This is a genomic window from Paenibacillus sp. CAU 1782, assembly GCF_054551715.1.
The window spans coordinates 38792-60421 of sequence record NZ_JBTOLL010000007.1 but is presented as its reverse complement, the minus strand read 5'-3'; the positions used below and the strand labels follow the sequence as shown (position 1 = coordinate 60421).

Annotated in this window: 18 protein-coding genes and 1 riboswitch; of the genes, 14 read left to right on the top strand and 4 right to left on the bottom strand. The window is 49.9% G+C overall.

Annotated elements, in window-relative coordinates; genetic code table 11:
• Window positions 1-120 precede the first annotated feature (120 nt).
• Entirely contained in the window at window positions 121-1992 is a 1872-nt protein-coding gene (locus tag ACX93W_RS16190) for an SLC13 family permease (RefSeq protein ID WP_459393410.1), read from the top strand.
• Between the two features lie 189 nt (window positions 1993-2181).
• Here ACX93W_RS16190 and ACX93W_RS16185 read toward each other — a convergent pair whose 3' ends face one another.
• The 4 genes from ACX93W_RS16185 to corA all read right to left on the bottom strand — a co-directional run bounded on the left by ACX93W_RS16185 (window position 2182) and on the right by corA (window position 5894).
• Window positions 2182-2490 carry a winged helix-turn-helix transcriptional regulator gene (locus ACX93W_RS16185; protein WP_459393552.1) on the bottom strand — a complete coding sequence of 103 codons (309 nt, stop codon included), beginning with the start codon at window positions 2488-2490 and terminating at the stop codon, window positions 2182-2184.
• A gap of 646 nt (window positions 2491-3136) precedes the next feature.
• Entirely contained in the window at window positions 3137-3946 is an 810-nt protein-coding gene (locus tag ACX93W_RS16180) for a histidinol-phosphatase (RefSeq protein WP_459393409.1), read from the bottom strand.
• 13 nt (window positions 3947-3959) lie between these two features.
• Window positions 3960-4862, bottom strand: a complete 903-nt coding sequence (locus ACX93W_RS16175; protein ID WP_459393408.1) for a LysR family transcriptional regulator — start codon at window positions 4860-4862, stop codon at window positions 3960-3962.
• A 96-nt stretch (window positions 4863-4958) separates the two neighbouring features.
• Complete coding sequence (gene corA, locus ACX93W_RS16170; protein WP_459393407.1) at window positions 4959-5894, bottom strand: magnesium/cobalt transporter CorA; 936 nt, start codon at window positions 5892-5894, stop codon at window positions 4959-4961.
• A 632-nt stretch (window positions 5895-6526) separates the two neighbouring features.
• Window positions 6527-6631, top strand: a riboswitch (SAM riboswitch).
• Between the two features lie 116 nt (window positions 6632-6747).
• Here corA and metA point away from each other — a divergent pair.
• From metA to thrS, 13 genes are all read left to right on the top strand, one after another.
• Entirely contained in the window at window positions 6748-7665 is a 918-nt protein-coding gene (gene metA / locus ACX93W_RS16165) for a homoserine O-acetyltransferase MetA (protein ID WP_459393406.1), read from the top strand.
• 60 nt (window positions 7666-7725) lie between these two features.
• A complete protein-coding gene (locus tag ACX93W_RS16160) occupies window positions 7726-8886 on the top strand; it encodes a PLP-dependent transferase (RefSeq protein ID WP_459393405.1) in 1161 nt (386 codons plus the stop codon).
• 198 nt (window positions 8887-9084) lie between these two features.
• The gene (gene mqnC, locus ACX93W_RS16155; RefSeq protein ID WP_459393404.1) at window positions 9085-10221 is read left to right on the top strand and encodes a cyclic dehypoxanthinyl futalosine synthase; all 1137 of its coding nucleotides are present in this window, start codon (window positions 9085-9087) and stop codon (window positions 10219-10221) included.
• 196 nt (window positions 10222-10417) lie between these two features.
• Window positions 10418-11356, top strand: a complete 939-nt coding sequence (locus ACX93W_RS16150; protein WP_459393403.1) for a putative sporulation protein YtxC — start codon at window positions 10418-10420, stop codon at window positions 11354-11356.
• 203 nt (window positions 11357-11559) lie between these two features.
• A complete protein-coding gene (locus ACX93W_RS16145; RefSeq protein WP_459393402.1) occupies window positions 11560-12552 on the top strand; it encodes a M14 family metallopeptidase in 993 nt (330 codons plus the stop codon).
• Between the two features lie 30 nt (window positions 12553-12582).
• Complete coding sequence (locus ACX93W_RS16140; protein ID WP_459393401.1) at window positions 12583-14127, top strand: ABC transporter substrate-binding protein; 1545 nt, start codon at window positions 12583-12585, stop codon at window positions 14125-14127.
• Window positions 14128-14176: 49 nt separating this feature from the next.
• A complete protein-coding gene (locus ACX93W_RS16135; protein WP_459393400.1) occupies window positions 14177-15094 on the top strand; it encodes an ABC transporter permease in 918 nt (305 codons plus the stop codon).
• Window positions 15095-15946: an ABC transporter permease gene (locus ACX93W_RS16130; protein WP_459393399.1), complete on the top strand. Its 852-nt coding sequence runs from the start codon at window positions 15095-15097 to the stop codon at window positions 15944-15946.
• Window positions 15947-15962: 16 nt separating this feature from the next.
• On the top strand, window positions 15963-16973 hold the full coding sequence (locus tag ACX93W_RS16125) for a hypothetical protein (RefSeq protein ID WP_459393398.1): 1011 nt from the start codon (window positions 15963-15965) through the stop codon (window positions 16971-16973).
• 29 nt (window positions 16974-17002) lie between these two features.
• The gene (locus tag ACX93W_RS16120) at window positions 17003-17845 is read left to right on the top strand and encodes an ABC transporter ATP-binding protein (protein ID WP_459393397.1); all 843 of its coding nucleotides are present in this window, start codon (window positions 17003-17005) and stop codon (window positions 17843-17845) included.
• Window positions 17820-18608: an ABC transporter ATP-binding protein gene (locus ACX93W_RS16115; protein WP_459393396.1), complete on the top strand. Its 789-nt coding sequence runs from the start codon at window positions 17820-17822 to the stop codon at window positions 18606-18608. Before ACX93W_RS16120 ends, ACX93W_RS16115 begins: the two co-directional genes overlap by 26 nt.
• A 28-nt stretch (window positions 18609-18636) precedes the next feature.
• Window positions 18637-19185: a carboxymuconolactone decarboxylase family protein gene (locus ACX93W_RS16110; protein ID WP_459393395.1), complete on the top strand. Its 549-nt coding sequence runs from the start codon at window positions 18637-18639 to the stop codon at window positions 19183-19185.
• A gap of 506 nt (window positions 19186-19691) precedes the next feature.
• Complete coding sequence (gene thrS / locus ACX93W_RS16105) at window positions 19692-21620, top strand: threonine--tRNA ligase (RefSeq protein WP_459393394.1); 1929 nt, start codon at window positions 19692-19694, stop codon at window positions 21618-21620.
• The last annotated feature ends 10 nt before the right edge of the window (window positions 21621-21630 follow it).

The window sequence follows — 21630 nt, the reverse complement described above, 5'->3', positions numbered from 1 at the left end:
GTTAAAATTTTTAACGTAGAGAAGTAAATAGAAGGGTAGTTCACGCCATACTGAGCATGTTTGCAGATTTTTGCCCGGTTAAATAGAAAACCACACGGGCGAGTGGGGGGATAGGCAGAAATGAACGGGGATATGATTATTACTTTGTTAGTATTGGCGGCTGCCGCGGCATTATTTGCCAGCGGTAAAGTGAGGTCCGATCTGGTGGCGATTTGCGCTTTGATCGTTTTGGTCGTCGGCGACATTCTAACGCCATCAGAGGCGCTATCGGGCTTTTCCAATTCGGTTGTCATCATGATGATTGGTTTGTTCGTAGTAGGCGGGGGCATTTTTCAGACAGGGCTAGCCGGGATTGTCAGCGGAAAACTTTTGACTCTTGCCGGCGCAAATGAAACAAAGCTTCTGATAACCGTTATGCTGGCTACCTCATTCCTTGGGACATTCGTTAGCAATACGGGCACCGTAGCGGTTATGCTGCCTATCGTCGTCAGTTTGGCGATGAGGGCCGGGACCAGTCCCTCCAGGCTGTTGATGCCATTGGCATTTGCCAGCAGCTTGGGAGGCACGCTAACGCTTATCGGGACGCCGCCCAATATGGTTATTCGGGAAACGTTGTCCAAGGGCGGATATCAGGAATTGTCCTTTTTTTCGTTTACGCCGATTGGCCTTGTTGCCTTAGTTATCGGCACGCTGCTAATTCTGCTTTTCAGCAAGCTGTTCCTGTCGGGGCGCAAGGATGACAACAGCGCGGGCGGCGGGGCAGGCGTCAATATCAACGAACTTGCGAATCGTTATATGCTGTCGCAAAATCTTTACCGTCTAAAAGTACATGATCGCTCGCCCATTGCTCAGAAGGTTATCCGCGAGCTTAACATTGGCGAACGTTTCGGCATTCATATTAGCGAGATTCGCAGAAAAACGTCGCATAAAAATCCGTTTTTTAAAACGATCAACGGTGAAATGGCCCGTCCGGACACCAAAATTATCGAACAGGACATCCTTTATGTAAAAGGCGATTTTCCGGAGGTAAACGCCTTTGCCAAGGAATATGATTTGATTCTGATGGATCAAGGCGCGACGGAAAAGGAAGGGGAGTCCGCAAGCGAGGGTTACGCCTCCACGGACTTTGGCATTGCCGAAGTGATTATTCCCACCAATTCCAGACATATTAATCAATTGGTCAAACATTCCGGTTTTCGCGAAAATTACAACGTTAACGTACTCGGCATTCAGCGGAAAGGCACGTTTGTGCTGCACGGGTTAAAGGATGAAAAAATCCGCACCGGCGACGCGCTTCTTGTACAGGGGGCCTGGAAAAGCATCGCGAGCATGGCCCGGGAGCAGGATGACGTTGTTGTTGTCGGTCAGCCGCTGGAGTCTGCGGCAGCCATGCCGCTTAAGCATAAGGCGCCGCTTGCCGGAGGGATTATGCTGCTTATGGTAGTGCTGATGATAATGGAGGTTTTCCCGGCCGTTGTATCCGTCATGCTGGCGGCTGTTCTGATGGTAGCCACGGGTTGTCTTCGCAACATGGAAGCCGCCTACAAAACAGTCAATTGGGAAAGCATCGTGTTGATCGGGGGTATGATCCCCATGTCCATCGCCATTGAAAAATCGGGCGCGGCAACCTTAATATCGGAGGGACTTGTTGGCAGCCTTGGCAGCGCCGGACCGATGGCGATGCTGGCAGGCATCTATTTTGCCACGTCGTTCTTGACCCTGTTTATCAGCAACACGGCTTGCGCCATCCTGTTTGCTCCCATTGCGCTATCGGCGGCTGTCCAGTTGGGAGTTAACCCGGTGCCTTATCTGTTCGCAGTGTCGCTGGGGGCCACCATATGTTTTGCCGTACCATTCTCGACGCCTCCAAATGCGCTGGTCATGTCTGCGGGCCGTTACTCCTTTATGGACTACGTTAAGGTGGGCATGCCGGTACAGATCCTGCTCGGCGTTGCTATGGTTGTGGCATTGCCTATGTTTTTCCCATTTTAGAGATTGTTCTAACGTCAATGCAAAAAAGCAGTCTCCTTCCATGCCGGCTTCGGCAAGGCGGGAGACTGCTTGTTTTGAGCTTGGGAGCGGCATGCCAACCGGAGGTTACATGCCGCGCTTCGCGTTTTGAGAAACATTCGTTTTGTGAAATGATCGCCTGGGCGATCTCACCCGTTTCCATAACCGATCTTACATCCAGGATTCTCCCCAGGTTTGAATCGACTCGATTACGGGCTTCAGATCGCGCCCTTTCGGCGTAAGCTCGTATTCAATCCGTACAGGCATCTCAGGATAGACATGACGATTGACAATGCCGAGCAACTCCAATTCCTTCATCCGGTCCGTCAACATTTTGTCGCTCATCTCCGGAATTTGCTCCTTCATGTCCTTGAAGCGTTTAGGGCCGCCTAGCAGCACCCGGATAATCCGGCCAGTCCATTTCTTTCCCAAAATATCCGCAGCTGCTTCATATCTAGGGCACATGATCGAATAATCCAACGTAATCACCCCGCTTTTCTGCTTCCATTATATCATATACACGTACAAAAAGTAAGTGTCCTGAGCGGAATATGATCCCAATTGCACCCAAATTGTGGTGATGTCTATTTTGCGTGTCCTATTTGTTACACAAATGAAATGTTCCTGTTATCGCACATTTACATTCGACGGTTATTATAATAAACAAGACCCCCTTTTCATATAACTATATTGGGACCTGCGCGTAGCGCGGGTCCACTTTTTTTGCTCATTGATGCAAAAGCTTCAATTCAGTTGCTAACGTTACGGGATAGAGCTGTTGACCTGAATGTGGAGGCTGGCTGTAACGGTTAGCGGCTAATGGACAGATTTGACCGTTAGCGATTAGTGATATGTGCTTCTCTAAATCGCTGCCCGGCATAAAGTGCGCTGTATAATGGAGGTAGCGGCGTCATTCCATTTAATGTAGTCAATGGAGTTAATAGGTCATTGGAGTTAATGGGTCGATAAGAGGTTTGCAGCTTTCATGTCCGTGCTGACCATCAGCAAGTCGGGCACAAAAAGTTGGAGCGGAAACGAGCAAATCCCTCTCCAACTTTCTGATATGGCTATGAAAGCAGCATTTTAGAGGACAAATCATAGTACTGCTCCGACTCCCGATGATGTGTCATAGAGGAACAACAACGGGTTTGCGCTGGCGGTAGAATACCCAATCCTTAAAACCGATTTCCTTCAAGCGTTTGGCGACAAGCTCCCATTCGTCCCCGACTCTGGAAGGGAGATGGGCATCGGAGCCGAAGGTGACTTTTACACCGAAGTGATGGGCACGCTCCAGAATGGCATCGGACGGATACCACCCGCCTACGTATTTGGTGCTGCCGGAGGTGTTGATTTCGATGGAAACGTTGCTTTCGGCAATGACACGCAACGCGTCGTCAATGGCCTCTGGCGCATGAATATCCGAAAAAGCAGGGTAATATCCCTTCATGGCGTCGATATGGCCGAGAATGTCGAACATGCCGCTTTTTGCGGAGCGGGCTATGAGATCGTAATAGCTTTTTTTCTCGTCGACGTGTTTGCTTTCGTGCAGGTTTTTCCACCGGTTTCGGTTGAAAATGCTGACTCCGCTCACCTGATGCACAGAGCCGATGATGTAGTCAAACGGCACGCCTTCGTAGGCGGCGCGGTAAACCTCGGCCTTGTCGGGAAAATAATCCGATTCGACGCCAAGCAGCACCTCGATTTTGCCGCTGTATTTTTCCTTGAGCCGCAGTACTTCAGCTACGTAATTGGCGAATTCGCTCCGCGCCATGGCGATGCCGGGGGAGGGGTGATCCTCCTCGTGGGCGAAATAAGGGGAGTGGTCCGATATGCCGATGACCTGCAGGCCGTGGTCTAGGCCTGCGAGTATATAATCCTCGATGCTGCCGTCGGCATGTCCACATCTGAAATGATGAGTATGTAAATCAAATTTCATTGTACTCACGCTCCTACTCGCTGCTTATAAATTGGTGCTCCGGCATGCCTCTCAAATCGCTGAGGAACTGCTGCATCGCGGTATTGAGATAACGTCCCGACCGATAGACAACCCCTACGGGATGGCTTGCCTCCAGTTCATGCACCTTGATGATTCTTAGCGTGCCCAATTTTAGCTCCGTAGGTATCGACAGCTTGGATACAATTGCGGCGCCAAGATCAATCTCAACCATTCGTTTCACTTCTTCGCTGCTCGACAACTCCATAACGATATTGGGCTGAACATTATATTTTCGGAAAATGCCGTCTACAAACCGTCTTCCAAGCGTGTCCGGCGCAAGCATAATCATGGGTATATCCCTTAGCTTGTCTACAGTTGTATGGGTTAGACGGCTCATGGGATGTTCGGGCGACACAACAAGCTCGAAGGTGTCGTAATATAGGACGGAAGAGGAAATGTTAGGATTTTTTTCGGTCAGGTAGGTGATGCCGACATCGACAGTTCCGTTCTCCACGCATGCCATAACTTGCGAAGAGGGCATGGTATGTATGGTTGTTTTTATCTGCGGATACTGATCCTGAAAATAGGAAAGCACTCTGGGCAAAATCTGGATTGCAATGGATGTGGTCGTTCCAAGCACGATATGGCCTTGAGGCGTCTGATTCAGATCGTCCAGCCGCTGCTTGAGCTCTTCCACGATGCCGAGTATGCGCTCCGCATGCTCCAGAAACACTTGTCCGTGATCCGTCAGAGTGACGGGCTGGTTGCGGTTGATCAGGACGGATTTGAATTCGTCCTCCAGGCTTTTGATCTGGGCCGATACGGCCGGCTGGGTCAGGTTCAGCAATTCGCCAGCTTTGCGAAAGCTCATCGTTTTGGAGATGGTCAGCAACGTTTCCAACTGGCTGATATTCATATTCGGTTATACCTCCTTCCGACTTGCAGAATGTCGCCAGTCCTTATTCTTATTATAGCTCTCCCGTCAAGTGGCAGCAAAAAAAAAGGAAAGGCTTTAGAGCCATTCCTTTTTGCGGAAGATGACAAACATGCTGAAACCGAGTATCGCCATGATGCCAAGAAGCACATACGCGCCATAGCGGTAATGAAGGCCGGGTATAATGTCAAAGTTCATGCCGTAGATGCCTGTGATAAAGGTCAAAGGCATGAAAATGGTTGTAATAGCGGTAAAAACGCGCATGATTTCGTTTGCTCTGCTGGACAGGCTGGACTGATACGCCTCTCGCAAGTTGCCCATCAAATCCCGGTAGGTTTCGAAGGACTCCGCGATTTTAAGCGTATTTTCATAAACGTCGCCAAAATATTTCTGGAGCTGGTCGTCGATGAGACGAAGCTCTTTTTTATTTAATGTAAAAATAAGCTCGCGTTGAGGGCCAAGCGCTTTTTTAACCCACAGGATTTCAGCGCGCAAACCGATGATTTCGTTCAGATGGGATTTTTTCGTATGCATGAGGATATCCTCCTCAAGCGCTTCGATCCGCATGTCGATCCGGTCGCCTACCAGGAAGTAATTGTCGACGACTAAGTCGACAAGATGATAGAGAAACTGGTCGGGACGGCAAACTTCCTGCTCCCACAGAATGGGTTTCAGCGTGCGCAGCTCGCTAATTTTTTGCCGAGTGACCGTAATAATGAAATGACGGCCCAGAAAGATGTTGAGGGCACGGAGGAAAATTTCCTCGTCGTCGAAACGAATGCTGTTGATTACGATAAAATAATGCTGCTCGTAAAGCTCGATTTTTGGGCGCTGCTCTTCTTCCTGAAGACAGTCCTCCACCGCCAGATCGTGCATGCCGAACAGCGGCTGCAGCACGGCCAGATCCTCTACGTCGGCGTCGATCCAGTAAAAGCCTTCGGCTGGGGGGATAATCGTTTTATCGATCTCCTCCAGCACCTCAAAATTGCCGTTGATTACATGTCTGATTTTCATATGCAGTTTCTCCTCTCGCTTCATGCAGGAAACCGCCAGTCTGCAGAGGCGAAATCAAGCCCGTCAGAGGAGCCTTGGGAATCTGCCGGATAAGCGGCGACAAACAAGGGAGCTGAGGGTTATGTTTCGCCATCCGGCGAGGGCTGGCGGCAATGCCGTATCACAGTTGTCCGAGCTACCTCGATCACCTTCCATAATCCTGCGTCCCACTCCTTTTTGTCTTTAAGATGTTGTTCAAAAGTCCGCTTTCCATTACGAATCATGCCTGGCGGCATAGTCAGCGTCGAATAAATAGTTCACTTCCCGATACTGTAAATCGAACTTTTTGAACACTCACTTCGCTCCCTGCGGTGTTTGCATACATGCCCTAGTATACTCCCGGTCCGCTGTAACATTCAAGCATTGAAAATGGCCGGGAACAACCTTTTTAGAGGTTGTTCAAAAAGTCCACGTCCCATTACGAAGCATGCCTGGCGGCATAATCAACGTCGAATATGAAATTCAGCCGAAATGAAAAGCGAGCTTTTTGAATTCGCACTATTAGCAGTGTATGCAAAACAGGTTCTTGACGGGAATGGCAGAATGCATTAAAGTGTAAATAAATTAAGATTGCATTAATTGAATAGACTACTTTCTTATCAAGAGCAGGCGGAGGGACTAGCCCGATGAAGCCCGGCAACCGGCGTAAGCACGGTGCTAATTCTTGCGGAAACGACAACGTTTCTGAGAGATGAGAGAGGCGGACGGCTTCTTTTCCGAGCAGACGACCTTTTCTCACGCAGAAGGGGTCTTTTTTATTGCAGTCTGATGGGTCAGGCCATTTGGCCGCATCACGCGCATAGGAGGAGTCAGAATGCCCATTAAAGTACCGGATCATTTGCCGGCAAAGGAAATACTGAATCACGAAAATATTTTTGTTATGGATGAAAGCGTCGCTTATCATCAGGATATTCGTCCGCTTCGAATCGCCATACTGAATTTGATGCCGACCAAGGAGACGACGGAGACGCAGCTGCTCCGCCTGATCGGCAATACGCCGCTGCAGGTTGAGGTCGTGCTGCTCCATCCCCGGACGCATACATCCAAAAACACGTCTGCGGAGCATCTGGAGTCGTTTTACAAAACGTTTGATGAAATCGCCCACCGTTACTTCGACGGCATGATTATTACGGGAGCGCCCGTTGAGCATTTGCCGTTCGAGGAGGTTAATTATTGGGAAGAACTAAAGGAGATTATGGAGTGGACCAAACGCCATGTCACCTCGACGTTCCATATTTGCTGGGCATCCCAAGCGGGGCTTTACCATCATTACGGCATTCCGAAATACAATCTGGATGAAAAAATGTTCGGGGTGTTTCCTCATACGGTAGAGAAGCAAAACGTGCAACTGCTGCGTGGATTCGACGAGCTGTTTTACGTACCGCAGTCCAGACATACCGAAGTGCGCAGCGAAGATATTGAGAAGGTATCGGAGCTTGAGATTTTGTCGCAGTCGGCGGATTCCGGCATATATATTGTAGCTTCAAAGGATGGGAAACGCATTTTTGTCACGGGACATTCGGAATACGATCCCGGCTCGCTGAAAGCGGAATATGACCGCGACGTGGCCAAAGGAATGGACATTGCGCTGCCGCTTAACTACTATCCCGGCAACGATCCTTCCTGTATGCCGCTCTCCACGTGGAGAGCGCACGCAAACCTGCTGTTTTCCAACTGGCTCAATTACTATGTTTATCAGCAAACGCCTTACGAACTTGGCGCGGGCATTTGAAACCGGCAAGATTTGTACCGGCATCCATATGAACTTACTTGAAGGAGTTGCTAATTAACGATGAAAATTGAAAGTCATCTGGCACAAATCGGTTCGCAGAAGGAGCCGGTTACGGGAGCCGTCAGTTTTCCAATCTACAACGCAACAGCATTTCGCCATCCCAAATTGGGACAAAGCACGGGCTTTGACTATACGCGCACCAAAAATCCGACCCGTTCCGTTTTGGAAGAGGCGGCGGCTGAACTGGAATCCGGCGACGCGGCTTTTGCGTGCAGCTCCGGAATGGCGGCGCTGCAAACAATCTTTGCTTATTTCAGCCAAGGCGATCATCTCATTGTATCGCTTGACCTGTACGGTGGCACATACCGGCTGCTGGAGCAGATTATGTCGCGTTTTGGCATTACGGCATCCTACGTGGACACCAACGATATCGACGGCATGTCGGAGCTGGTGACGCCTAGCACAAAAGCGATTTTGGTCGAAACGCCAACCAATCCTCTGATGATGATTACCGATCTGGAGCGAGTGAGCGCTTGGGCAAAATCCCGCGGTTTGCTCGTTATCGTGGACAACACATTGCTGACGCCGTTTCTTCAGCGTCCGCTTGAGCTCGGCGCGGATATCGTCATTCACAGCGCTACCAAATATCTGGGCGGCCACAATGATGTATTGGCGGGCCTGATAGTTTCCAAAGGCGAAGAATTGTCGGCCAAGCTGGCTTTTCTGCACAATTCCATCGGCGCGGTATTGGGGCCGCAGGATTCGTGGCTGCTCATGAGAGGCATGAAGACGCTGGCTCTGCGGATGGAGCGTCATGAATACAATGCGACGACGCTGGCAAACTGGCTGCTGGAGCATCCCGCCGTGGAGGATGTTTATTACCCGGCCTTGAAGCATCACCCTGGCCATGATATCCAAAATCGCCAATCCTCCGGCAATACGGGTATTTTTTCGTTCCGGCTGAAGGATGCCCGTTATGTGGAGCCGATCCTGCGCCATATCAAGCTGATCGCATTTGCGGAAAGCCTTGGCGGCGTGGAATCTCTGATGACTTATCCGGCGGTTCAGACCCATGCCGACATTCCGGAGGAAATCCGCAAAGCGATCGGCGTAGACGACCGCCTGCTGCGCTTCTCCGTAGGGATCGAACATGTAGACGATCTGATCGCCGATCTGGAGCAAGCGATAGAAGAGGCCAGACTGGAGATTGAACAATCGTAGAACCCTTGAACGGCCGATGACAAATCGGCCGTTTTGCGTCACCTTGCTCCGTGCTCTAAACGTGAGCCGGCCAAAAGTTTTCCTTAAATGGACATAATGGTTCCGTGGCGATAGATGGCGCGATAGATCGTTGTATGATAGGATAGATATGATTATTTGACGAATTGATCATTTCAAGAATGGAGGGAGATCCTGCGAATGAGCGCAATTGATGCAATTCTGGACAAGGCTTTGCGTGGAGAGCGACTCGGGCTTGAGGAAGGCATGGAGCTGCTTGTATCCGACGAAATCGAAAAGATGGGGCACACGGCCAATCAAATCATGAAGAAATGGCATCCTGAGCCGATCACAACTTTTGTCGTTGGCCGAAATGTGAACTACACCAATGTATGTGATGTGTATTGCCGCTTCTGCGCCTTTTATCGCGCACCGGGCTCCAAGGAAGGCTACGTGCTGGATGACGAGGTCATTTTAAATAAAATTCAGGAAACGATAGATGTGGGCGGCACGGAAATTTTGATGCAAGGCGGGACCAATCCCAATTTGCCGTTTACGTATTACACCGATCTGCTTAAAAAGATCAAAGCGAAATTCCCGGAAATTACAATGCACTCCTTCTCTCCTGCGGAAATTCAGAAGATGAAGGTTGTTTCCGATGGTTTGACGCTGGATGAGGTCATCTCCCAGCTGCATGAAGCCGGCCTTGATTCATTGCCGGGCGGCGGAGCCGAAATATTGGATGACCGGACGCGCCGCAGAATCAGCCGCGCGAAAGGGCCATGGAGCGATTGGATGGATGTTATGAACTCCGCTCATCGCCACGGCATGAATACGACGGCTACAATGGTATACGGCCTCGGAGAGACGATTGAAGAACGTGCGCTTCATATGCTGAGAATCCGCGAGGAGCAAGACCGAGTGTTGACGCAAGGTTACCCGACGCCGGGCTTTTTGGCATTTATCTCCTGGCCGTTCCAGCCTGACAACACCAGGCTGAAGCTGGAAAAGCAGAAGCCGGAAGAATATTTGCGGATTGTAGCGGTAAGCCGCATTATGCTTGATAATATTAAAAACTTCCAGTCCTCCTGGGTTACGATGGGTCCCGAAATGGGCAAGTTATCGCTTTCCTATGGCTGCAATGACTTCGGTTCCACGATGATTGAAGAAAACGTGGTATCCGCGGCGGGAACAACGCATAAAGTCAATATCGAACTAATTCTTCGATTGATTCGCGAAGCTGGCAAAATCCCGGCTCAACGCGATACGAAATACAATATTTTGAAAATGTTCAACGAAGCGGATAAAGCCGAACAGGATTTTATTATGCAAAACTAAAGGATGCCGAACTTAAAATCTATAGCTCAAAATCCAAAGCCTGAAGCGCCCTCTTTACATGAGGGGAGCTTTGGGCTTTTTTGTTATGTCCTCTTGTTCCGCAACATTTGGACATGCCAATGCTTCCCTTCGGGAGAGGCCGTATATACGGTGCTTGAGGGCCATATACTGTAACGGAAGGAAAGGGGCGAGCGCAGTGGAACTATTCAGTATTATCTTGCCGGACGAGAGTGTAGGCAGCGCGGATAAGCTAGGTGTACTGCTGAAGGAGCACTTATTAGCCGATTTACATAAAACGGCTGGTTCGCGGAGCAACCAAAAACGCGAATTGCCGGTTTATTTTGAAAACAGTGAAGGATTTAGGGTCAGCTGCAGGGCCATTTTGGAGCAGTTTCATCTAAGAACCCATGGGCCGGCTATATTCCAGTCCGCTGCGGCCGCTATTGCCGAATTTATTGTAGCAGATATGGAGAGCAAAATGCTTCGTTCCATCATCACCCGTAAATATCCCGGTACCCGGCAAGGGGAAGATCGGCGAATATTGGACTACTGCAACGAATTATTGCTGGGGCGTGAATGGGATGGCCTGGGAAGCAAATTCAAGGAAGCGGATCGCGCTCGAAGGAAAGAAAAAGTGTTTCAGGAAATCAAAGATTATTTGCATGAGGGAATAACTCTGAATTTAGAGGGCTTTGCTACATTCCGCCTGTCTGCTTATCGCAACGAATTGGCCGAAATCGTGGAATATGCCATGGACGAATACGCTATGGATAAACAGTATCAGGAGTTTATTTCCTTGCTCAAATATTTTGTGCAGATGCAGGATGAAAAAGTTGCCCATGTGCATGTATTGCACAAAGGCGGGCAGGAATTCGCCATGTACGACAGCGGCTTTCAGCCTATCGACGCAAAACCTTCGCCTGACAGGATTGTGGCTGAAATGCTGGAAACGGAAATGAATATGGAGGACATGGTGGTAAGCACGCTAATATCCGTCGCTCCCGGGCAAATTACGATTCATACGCGTCAGCCCGAACTTAATGTCATTCGGACGTTGCAGACGATATTTGAAGGCAGAGTCAAGTTATGCGTCAAGTGCCCTTCCTGTACTGAAAGTCTTGATGTGCTGCGTTGAATAAAATTTTTGCAAAAGGGCCTTGAATGGTAAGCGAAGATGATGAATCTTTGCTTGCGAAAGGGCTCTTTTTTTCATTTTTGCAATGGCAAGAAAGCCAAATTGTTACATTGACAATATGCAAAACCTTTTGATAGGATGAATCAAAGCTTATAATTCCAACCGAAATACTATTATTTAATTTTAACAACAAGGAGAAGCTTATGTTTCCAGTCCATGCAGCAACGGATATAACGGGTTTATCACTGGAAGAAGCGATGAATTGCAGTCCGGCATCATCTGTCACCCGAGTTGAAGAGCAGTTTGAGGATCAAGCCATTGTCTTTTTTCTGATAAAGGGTGGACAAGATGGCGGGACGATTTGGATTCAGGCCGCCTTGCATGGCGATGAGCATGATGGCATTATTGCTTGCTCGCGGCTGCTTGGGGAGTTATCCCCGGAAAAGCTGAGAGGCAATATCATCCTTTGTCCGGTCGCCAATCCTTCTGCGATGCTTGCGGGAACAAATGCATCTCCCCTTGATGGAATCAATCTTAATCGTGTGTTTGGCAAGGATGCCGGGAATACTTTTTCATACCGGTACGGTGGATGGCTCGCGAAAAAGATAAAGCGCTTTGCAAATTTTTTGATTGATCTTCATGGCGGCGGGGCGAAGCTGGATGTATGCTCGTTTGCAATGGTGGCGGACGATCATGCAGAGGCTTACAAGCACGCCGTAAAAAACATCCAGGCTGTCCCGTTAACCGCTGTGTTCCGTTGTAATGGAGGAACTAAGGGAATGCTAATTAACGAAGTTTGCCGGACAGGCATACCAGCGGTGCTGTTAGAAAGCGGAGGGGGCATCAGCTGGAGTGAAGACGGAGCTGGCGTTCATCTTGCTTCCTTGCGAATCATACTGGAGCAGCTTCAGATGTACACTTTTCAACCTGAAAAAGTCGAAATTCGGGCCGTAAATCACTTGCAGCGGGAGATAACGGGGGTTGTAGAGCTTCGCTTTGATTGCGACGGGGTGCAAACCTTCAAGCGATCCGTAGGAGATATCGTTATCCGCGACGAGGTTTTGCTAAATGTTTTGACTTACCCGGCTTTGACAGAGAGGCCAATGCTCTGCCCGATTGATGAAGGTATCATACTTTCCATCCATGCCGCATCAACCGTCCAACGCGGCGGTTACGCTATTATGCTTGGAAGATGAGAATAAGAACATACTTGGAGGCTGAACAACATGAAGAAGAAGACGATTCTTATCTTGCTGGCAATCATTGCGGTTATTGCAGCAGGCTGCTCGACAACCAGCAAACCGAACGACAATGGGAGCGGCAGCAACGCCGGTTCTGATAAAAAGCTGGAAATTACAATTGCGCGGGCATTTGATGTCAATGGCTTAGACCCGGGATTTCTGACGGAAAACGCGCAGGTAGTCGATAATATTTTCGATACATTGGTTAAACGCGATGCCAGCGAGAAGCTCATACCGGGCCTTGCAACCAGCTGGAGCCCGATTGACGATACGACCTGGGAGTTCAAGCTGAGAGAGGATGTTTCGTTTACGAATGGCGAAAAGTTTAATGCGGATGCGGTAAAGTTTTCGCTGGATCGCGTTCTAAATCCTGACAATAATGCGCCAACGGCGAGTTATGTATCTACAATCAAGGAAGTAAAGGCTGTAGACGAATATACGGTTCACGTCATTACCAATAAGCCGGACCCGCTGATTCCGACACGTTTTAATCGTTACCCGACTGAAATTGTGCCGCCGAAATATGTGGAGGAGGTTGGCCAGGAAGGCTTCGCCCAGAAGCCGATCGGCACCGGTCCATATAAATTTGTAAGCTGGGAAAAAGGAAGCAACTTGGTTCTGGAAGCAAACGCAGATTACTGGAATGGAGAGCCTGACGTAAAAAAGGTGACCTTCCGTTCGATTCCGGAAGCTTCGACTCGCGTAAGCGCTCTGCTTAACGGAGAGGTGGACATTGTAACGGCGGTATCGCCAGAGGATCGCGACAAAATTTCGAGCTCTTCCGCTGCGCGCCTGTCTACGGTTGAACGGGCGGGCAACACGGTATATGTTGGCTTCAAGACGGATGTTAAACCTTTTGATGATCCAAAAGTAAGACAAGCCCTTAATTATGCCATTGATGTTAAGTCGATTGTAGAGAAAGTGCTTCAAGGCGCGGCCGTGCAAACAAACAGCTTGATTGGTCCAAAGGATTTTGGTTATGCCGGGGAATTTGACGGCTATGATTACGATCCGGAAAAAGCGAAGGCTCTGCTGGCGGAAGCGGGATATCCAGACGGATTTACGGCTACGCTGGATACCGTTAGCTGGTATATCAAAAATACCGATGTCGCTCAGGTCATAGCGGAGCAACTGAAAGCTGTCGGCGTTACCATTAAAGTGAACAATGTCGAAAGCTCGGTTTACCGCACATTGGTTCCTTCCGGCAAGCAATCCGACATGTACGTATTAGGCTGGAGCAGCACGAATACATTGGATGCGGATGCGGCGATTTACGCGATTTTGCGTTCGGGCGAGTCTTACTCGACTTATGCCAATGCGGATGTTGACGCAAAGCTGGATGAAGCGAGATCCATTACGGATGAAGCTCGCCGCAAGCAGCTTTATGAAGAAATTCAAGCTGAAGTGCTGAAAGACGCTCCGCGTATTTTCCTGTATCAAGAAAACCAATATTACGGAGTATCCAACAGCTTGGATTGGAACGGCCGTGTTGACGGTTCCATTCCAGTCTCGACAATCTCGGCAAAATAATGCGTTATCGCGTTAAACGTGACAATAGAAGCAATAGGAGTGTGCGATCTTGAGCCGCTATTTGTGGAAACGTCTGGGCCAATCCTTGCTGGCTGTTTTGGGAACGGCAACGATTGTATTCTTTATCATTCGTTTGTCCGGCGATCCTGCGCGTCTTATGCTGCCGCCGGAGGCAAGCGAAGATCAGGTGGCGGCGTTGCGGGAAAGCCTTGGATTCAACCAGCCGGTTTGGCTGCAATATCTGGATTATTTGAAAAATCTGGTGACGGGCAATATCGGAGATTCGCTTTATTATAAGGAATCCGCGCTGAAGCTTGTGCTTGAACGCATGCCCGCCACAGTTGACCTGGCCGTTACTGCAATTATTATTGCAGTAGCGGTTGGGCTGCTTGCCGGCATATTATCGGCTTATTTCAAAAACAGTGTTTTTGATTATACGATCAACGCATGGATCTTTCTCATGCAGTCATTGCCCGTATTCTGGATCGGCATTGTCCTCATCATGGTATTTGCTGTAAATCTGCAATGGCTTCCGACCTCGGGCAATTTTGGACTGCAATCCATCATTTTGCCCGCATTGACATTAGCCGCGTATCCTATCGCGCCGATCGCCCGCACGATGCGGGCGACGCTGATTGAGGTGTTGGATCAAGGGTATATGGTCACAAGTCAAGCGCAAGGTTTCTCCAAATGGCAGCGAATTTTCAAGTGGGGTTTAAAAAACGCGATGTTGCCCGTTATTACGGTCATCAGTTTGGAATTTGGCGTGATGATAGCGGGAGCTGTTGTGACGGAAACCATTTTTTCATGGCCAGGGGTTGGCCAATTGATTGTACAAGCGGTCAGCAACCGCGATTTTCCGCTTGTACAAGCGAGCGTTCTCGTGATCAGCATCATTTATATTACGATTACATTTATTACGGATTTAATCTATTATTGGATTGATCCCAGAATTAAGGTGCAATAAATGAATAGAGGAAACAAGACAGCAGCTTTGCTTCGCGGCAATATAAAGGGCGTGGCGAGCCTATCGGTACTTATTGTGATATTCGTCTTTACGATGTTTGCTCCATTGTTTACGCCATTTGATCCCTACAGGCAGTCACTGGACGACATCCTGATTCCACCCATGAGCTCCTATAGCGACGATGGGGGAGTAAGCGTGCTCGGCACGGATCAGCTGGGACGGGATGTTCTGAGCAGGCTGCTGCATGGCGGAAGGCTGTCCCTCTGGATCAGCATTGCCGCTGTAGGAATTTCCGGCGTTTTGGGCAGCTTGATCGGCATCATTGCCGGTTATTATGGCGGCAAAACAGATGCGATTCTTATGCGGCTGGCCGATATTCAAATGTCGATTCCGAGCATGCTGCTCGCAATTGTTATGGTCGCGGTGTTGGGCTCAGGTTTGTTCAATATTGTTCTGGTGCTTGCCGTGACGGGATGGGTTACATTTGCCAGGGTGGTGCGAAGCCAGGTGCTTTCCTTGAAGGAAAGAGAGTATGTAGAGGCGGCTAAAGCGATGGGCGTGCCCGGGCCGGTAATCATGTTCCGCCATATTCTTCCCAACACCATGTTTACAATCGCGACGCAGGCTTCATTGCAAATGTCGTATATGATCCTGCTTGCGGCGGCTTTAAGCTTCCTGGGTCTTGGCATTGAAGTATCCACGCCAACTTGGGGCGGCATGATCAATGACGGCAGAAGCTACATCGGAACGGCGTGGTGGCTCTCCACCATCCCGGGACTAGCCATAGCCCTCGTTATTTTGGCCATTAATGTATTCAGCGATTGGCTTAGAGACAAGTCTGAAATGAAATAAAATAAAATAAGGCTACATGAAAGATGGTGAGGACATCATGTACCTCGTTTCAAGGGAACAAATCAAGCAATGCGACATTACAGATCCAACAGTCGCCCGGCGCCTTATCGAAGGAGCCTTCAGGCAAAAGGCAGCTGGCGGAGCGGTGGCGGCGCAAGAAGTCGCAATGTCGGTTGGCGCGAGAGAAGATGGCTCTTTTTACTCCTTGCCCGCGTATCTGGCCGAAGAGCGTATTGCCGGAATCAAATGGACCTCCCATGTGCCGCGCCAGCAAGCCCATTTGCCCTATACGCAGCCGGTCATTTTGCTCAATGATTTATTAACCGGCACGCCGATCGCATTGCTGGAAGGCGAATTGATCAGCGGTTTGCGCACGGGAGCGGTATCTGGGGCAGCCGTCGGCGCATTAAGCAACGGCGAGGCTTCCTCGCTGCTGCTTTGCGGCTCGGGCTTTCAGGCGAAGCACCAGTTAAAAAGCCTCGTGGCGGCTTTGCCCAAGTTGAAAACCGTGCATTTGTGGAGCAGAACGTTTGCGCATGCGGAGAAATTGCGGAATGATTTTGGCGGTTTATGGGATAAAAATGGCATTGCAGTTCAGCTTCATCAAAAGCTGCCGGACAAATTGGATTTTGCCGAAATTGTGGTAGGCGCAACTTCTGCGGCGGTGCCGTACCTGCATGCTTCCCATTTTGTCCCGGGCCATCTCTATGTGCATATCGGGATGCGGGATATCGACGAAGAAGCGGTCAAGAGCTTTGACGAAATTATATGCGATGATTATGAGGCGGGCGTTCCTTCCAGCAGCCAATCGTTATTCGGGACGGCACGAAAAATTCCTGCTATCGCCGATCGTGTCTCGCTTCTGGAGACATTGCTCCTAGGCCGGAAGCAGTGCAGCGGCCTTGCCGGTAAAAAAACGATGTTTAATGCCTTTGGGCTGCCCATATTTGACCTTGTGCTGGCGAATGCCGCATTGAACCAGTTAAGGGATGAAGCCGCAAGCTCTATTCAACGCTTTGCGCTATAGTGGGTGTTCAAACATAAGGAGAGATCGCAATGACGGAAAAAGCACTCGTACAGGTACAGCAGCTAGGAGTGCGATTTGCGAAACGAAATCAGTATACGACTATTTTTGACGGCCTGAACTTCCACATTCGGGAAGGAGAGGTGCTCTGTCTGGTCGGCGAATCCGGAAGCGGCAAAAGCGTAGCCGCCAAATCCATTATGGGACTTCTGCCGAAGAACACCGCCCAATACACCGGCGGCCACATTTGGTTTGACGGCAAAGATTTATTGAAGCTGGGCGAAAAGGAAATGAGGAGCATCCGCGGCAAGCGAATTGCGATGGTATTCCAGGATGCCTTAAGCGCGCTGAATCCCGTTTATACGATTGGCAAGCAGATGACAGAGCTGATTGCTCTGCACAGTCCGTCAAAGCTAAGCAGGAAGGCGTTGGCGGAGGAAGCAAAAGAGCTTCTTAGGCAAGTTGAAATTCGCAATGTGGATGAAGTTGTCAAGCAATATCCGTTTCAGTTGTCGGGCGGGATGAGGCAACGCGTCATGATTGCAATGGCATTGTCCTCCCGTCCCCAGCTGCTGCTTGCCGACGAGCCAACAACGGCGCTTGATGTGACCGTTCAGGCGCAGATCATTAAATTGATCCTTAAGCTAAAAGAGCAATATGCGATGACGGTGCTTTTTATTACGCATGATCTTGGCGTCGTTCATATGGTCGCGGACCGAATATTGGTAATGCGTCAGGGACAAATTGTTGAAGAAGGGCTAAAGCAGGACATTTTCCTTCAACCGCAGCATTCTTACACAAAGCAGCTGCTGAACAGCATGCCGCGCATTTACGTAAGAGGGGGAGAAGATGAACCAAAACCTGTTGGAAATTAACAATCTAAATAAGCGGTACCGCACTAAATCCGGACCTGATTTTGCGGCCGTTAAAGATGTGTCCTTTACTCTTCGCGAGGGGGAAACGCTGGGTATCGTTGGCGAATCCGGCAGCGGCAAAACAACGGTTGCGAAGATGGTAGCGGGTATGCTGGCAAGTACCTCGGGGACGGTAACGCTTGCGGGCAAACAGCTTGGCAATGCCGCTCGCAGCCGAGAGGACAAACAGCGGATTCAATATATTTTTCAAGACCCGGTTTCCTCGCTGAATCCCCGGCTTACCATCAGATCAAGCCTGGCGGAGCCCTTAAAGCTGTATTTTGATTACAAAGGGCAGCAGCTTGACAAGGTGATTGATGGATTGCTGGAGGACGTTGGCTTGCCATCGGCCTTCAAGCACCGCTACCCGAAGGAGCTGTCCGGCGGGCAATGCCAAAGGGTAGGTATCGCGCGGGCGCTTGCGGCGGAACCGTCAATCATCGTTTGCGATGAACCAACATCGGCGTTGGATATGACGATTCAGGCTCAAATCTTGGATTTGCTGAAAAGCCTGCAGCAGCGTAAAGGGTTGTCTTATTTGTTTATCGCGCATGGCCTGGAGGTCATTTACAGCGTTTCGCATCGGGTTATCGTGATGAAAAACGGCGAAGTTGTCGAGTCGGGAGAGACTAAGGAGATTTTTCATTCTCCACAGCATCCCTATACGCAAGCGCTTATCGGGTCTATCCCTGTAATCGACATTCCGAATTTTGAACTGGACTAAAAATACAACATAGAGGAGTAATGACAAGATGAGCAGTATTGTTCCCGCTTTATCCTATGAAGAAATGTCAACGGAAGCAAAAGCGTTTGTGGATGAACGCGCCAAAACCGGCGCCCGCGTCACAAACATGGTCAAGACGCTGCTGTATTCCATGCCGTCGTTTCACGCGATGGAATTTTATCCGGTGCGCAATGAATTGCAGACCATTATCGGCAGCCGGGCGATTTATTTTTATTGTTATGCCATTTCGACGGAAAACGAATGTTTGGTTTGTTCCACTTACCACGCGAAGCTGCTTAGGGACTTGAACATCAGCTTTGACGAGTTTGAGTTTACGGAAATCGAAAAGGTGCTGATCGACTATGGCCGGGGATTGGTCAACAACCCCAATGCCATTGACCAGTCGGTTTACGACAAGCTGAAAGAGCTGTTCAGCTCGGAAGAAATCGTTCTCATTACGGCGGTTGGCTGCAAAATGATTGCTTCCAATTTGTTCAACTCCGCCTTGAAGGTTGATTTGGATGAATATCTGTTTGAGGTCGAGTTTGATAAGAATATTTTGCCGGCTAAGGGTTAATGATTGTTAATGATGATAGGAATGCCGCCTCCGTGGGGAATATGATTCTCTTGACGAATGGAAGCTGCCGTTCTATAATTATCGACATATCCAAGCAACAGCAATGACAAAAGACATGTATTCGTCAAGACGCTTGCATCAGAGAGAGGAAACCAGGCTGAAAGTTCCTTGCATGACGGTGATGAATGTACCCCTTTTGTAGCTGTGCGGTTGAACCGGGAGGGCGAGCCCTTGGGCATATGGCGGTTTTTCAAGCCATCATGCGGCAAGGAATGACGCCAGCAAGCTCCTTCGCTGTAAGCCGCACCGGATCTCTCCGTTATAAGAGTTTACAAGGACTGCATGGTTAAGACATTGCCGCATGCGGCAAAACCTAACCGGTCAGTCGAAGTAGGGTGGAACCACGAGACAACAAGCGCTCGTCCCTTTGCGGGACGCGCGCTTTTTTTTGTGCGCTGCGTCCCGTCATGACTGCTTGAATACATGGTCAAGGAGGATGTGGCAACATGAGCATCAACATCACGCTGCCGGATGGAGCGGTAAGAGAATATCCGGCGGGAACAACAATTGAGGAAGTGGCCGGCTCGATCAGCCCGGGCCTTCGCAAAAACGCGCTGGCGGGCAAAATCGACGGCAAGGTGGTTGACGTCTATGCACCGATCCAAAACGATGCGGCTATCGAAATCGTAACGGACAGCAGCCCGGACGGGCTTGAGGTGTACCGTCACAGCACTGCGCATCTGCTGGCGCAGGCGCTGAAGAGAATTTACAAGGATGTAAAGCTGGGAATCGGTCCCGTTATCGAGGACGGCTTCTACTATGACATCGACATGGAGCATTCGCTAACTCCGGATGATCTGGCCGCCATCGAAAAAGAAATGAACAAAATCGCCGGCGAAAATCTGGAAATCCGCCGCCGCGAAGTGAGCCGCGACGAAGCGGTAGCGATCTTCACCGAAATCAACGACCATCTCAAGCTGGAGCTGATTCGCGATTTGCCGGAGGATTCCGTCATTACGCTTTACGACCAAGGCGAGTTTTTTGATCTTTGCCGCGGGCCGCATTTGCCGTCGACTGGAAAAATCAAAGCTTTTAAGCTGCTGAGCGTAGCAGGCGCCTACTGGCGCGGCGATTCCAAAAACAAAATGCTGCAGCGGATTTACGGAACGGCTTTCTTCAAGAAAGCCCAGCTCGACGAGCATCTGCATTTATTGGAAGAAGCCAAGAAGCGGGATCATCGCAAGCTTGGACGCGAACTCAAGATGTTTACATTCTCCCGCGAAGTCGGTCAAGGTTTGCCTCTTTGGCTGCCTCATGGAGCCAAGGTTCGCAGAACGATGGAACGTTACATCGTCGATCTGGAAGAGCGTCTTGGCTACCAGCACGTGTATACTCCGGTTCTCGCGAATGTTGACTTATATAAAATTTCGGGACACTGGGAGCACTACAGCGAGGATATGTTCCCGCTGATGGCGATGGACAATGAAGAATTGGTGCTTCGTCCGATGAACTGTCCGCATCATATGATGGTATACAAAAGCGACATGCGCAGCTACCGCGATCTGCCGGTTCGTATTGCCGAGCTTGGCACCATGCACCGTTACGAAATGTCGGGAGCGCTCACCGGGCTTCATCGCGTAAGAGCGATGACTTTGAATGATGCGCACATCTTCTGCCGTCCGGACCAAATCAAAGAAGAATTTGCACGCGTCGTTAATTTGATCCGCCAGGTTTACGAGGACTTCGGTATCAAAGAATACCGCTTCCGTCTCTCTTACCGGGACCCTAACGATAAAGAGAAGTACTTCCAGAATGATGAAATGTGGGAAATGTCCCAGCGTATGCTGCGCGAGGTCGTTGAAGAGCTGGATCTTCCGTTTTTTGAAGCGGAGGGCGAGGCGGCCTTCTACGGTCCAAAGCTTGACGTTCAGATCAAAACCGCATTGGGCAAAGAAGAGACGCTTGGAACTTCCCAGCTTGATTTTCTTCTGCCTGAACGTTTCGAGCTGGAATATGTCGGCGAAGACGGCAAAAAGCATCGTCCGGTCGTTATTCACCGGGGCATCATCAGCACAATGGAGCGCATGACTGCATACCTGCTGGAAAACTTCGCTGGCGCGCTTCCGCTTTGGCTGTCGCCGGTGCAAGCCAAGGTCATCCCCGTTTCGACCGCTTACGAGGCCTATGCCCGCGAAGTGGAAGAGAAGCTGCAGTTCGGCGGCATCCGGGTGGAAAGCGACTTGCGCAACGAAAAGCTTGGCTACAAAATTCGCGAAGCCCAGCTGGAGAAAATCCCTTACATGCTCGTCGTAGGGGAAAACGAACAACAAGCAGGTTCCGTATCGGTCCGCAAACGCGGAGAAGGCGATATCGGCTCCATGCCGGTAGCGGAGCTGGCGTCGCTGCTTAAAGGCGAAATCGACTCCAAAGCATAATTTTCTTCGC

What these genes read in the sequence shown, in the direction of transcription:
- ACX93W_RS16190 (WP_459393410.1), top strand. Translation starts at nt 121, where the DNA reads ATGAACGGGGATATGATTATTACTTTGTTAGTATTGGCGGCTGCCGCG.
- ACX93W_RS16180 (WP_459393409.1), bottom strand. Translation starts at nt 3,946, where the DNA reads ATGAAATTTGATTTACATACTCATCATTTCAGATGTGGACATGCCGAC.
- ACX93W_RS16175 (WP_459393408.1), bottom strand. Translation starts at nt 4,862, where the DNA reads ATGAATATCAGCCAGTTGGAAACGTTGCTGACCATCTCCAAAACGATG.
- corA (WP_459393407.1), bottom strand. Translation starts at nt 5,894, where the DNA reads ATGAAAATCAGACATGTAATCAACGGCAATTTTGAGGTGCTGGAGGAG.
- metA (WP_459393406.1), top strand. Translation starts at nt 6,748, where the DNA reads ATGCCCATTAAAGTACCGGATCATTTGCCGGCAAAGGAAATACTGAAT.
- ACX93W_RS16160 (WP_459393405.1), top strand. Translation starts at nt 7,726, where the DNA reads ATGAAAATTGAAAGTCATCTGGCACAAATCGGTTCGCAGAAGGAGCCG.
- mqnC (WP_459393404.1), top strand. Translation starts at nt 9,085, where the DNA reads ATGAGCGCAATTGATGCAATTCTGGACAAGGCTTTGCGTGGAGAGCGA.
- ACX93W_RS16145 (WP_459393402.1), top strand. Translation starts at nt 11,560, where the DNA reads ATGTTTCCAGTCCATGCAGCAACGGATATAACGGGTTTATCACTGGAA.
- ACX93W_RS16140 (WP_459393401.1), top strand. Translation starts at nt 12,583, where the DNA reads ATGAAGAAGAAGACGATTCTTATCTTGCTGGCAATCATTGCGGTTATT.
- ACX93W_RS16130 (WP_459393399.1), top strand. Translation starts at nt 15,095, where the DNA reads ATGAATAGAGGAAACAAGACAGCAGCTTTGCTTCGCGGCAATATAAAG.
- ACX93W_RS16125 (WP_459393398.1), top strand. Translation starts at nt 15,963, where the DNA reads ATGAAAGATGGTGAGGACATCATGTACCTCGTTTCAAGGGAACAAATC.
- ACX93W_RS16120 (WP_459393397.1), top strand. Translation starts at nt 17,003, where the DNA reads ATGACGGAAAAAGCACTCGTACAGGTACAGCAGCTAGGAGTGCGATTT.
- ACX93W_RS16115 (WP_459393396.1), top strand. Translation starts at nt 17,820, where the DNA reads ATGAACCAAAACCTGTTGGAAATTAACAATCTAAATAAGCGGTACCGC.
- ACX93W_RS16110 (WP_459393395.1), top strand. Translation starts at nt 18,637, where the DNA reads ATGAGCAGTATTGTTCCCGCTTTATCCTATGAAGAAATGTCAACGGAA.
- thrS (WP_459393394.1), top strand. Translation starts at nt 19,692, where the DNA reads ATGAGCATCAACATCACGCTGCCGGATGGAGCGGTAAGAGAATATCCG.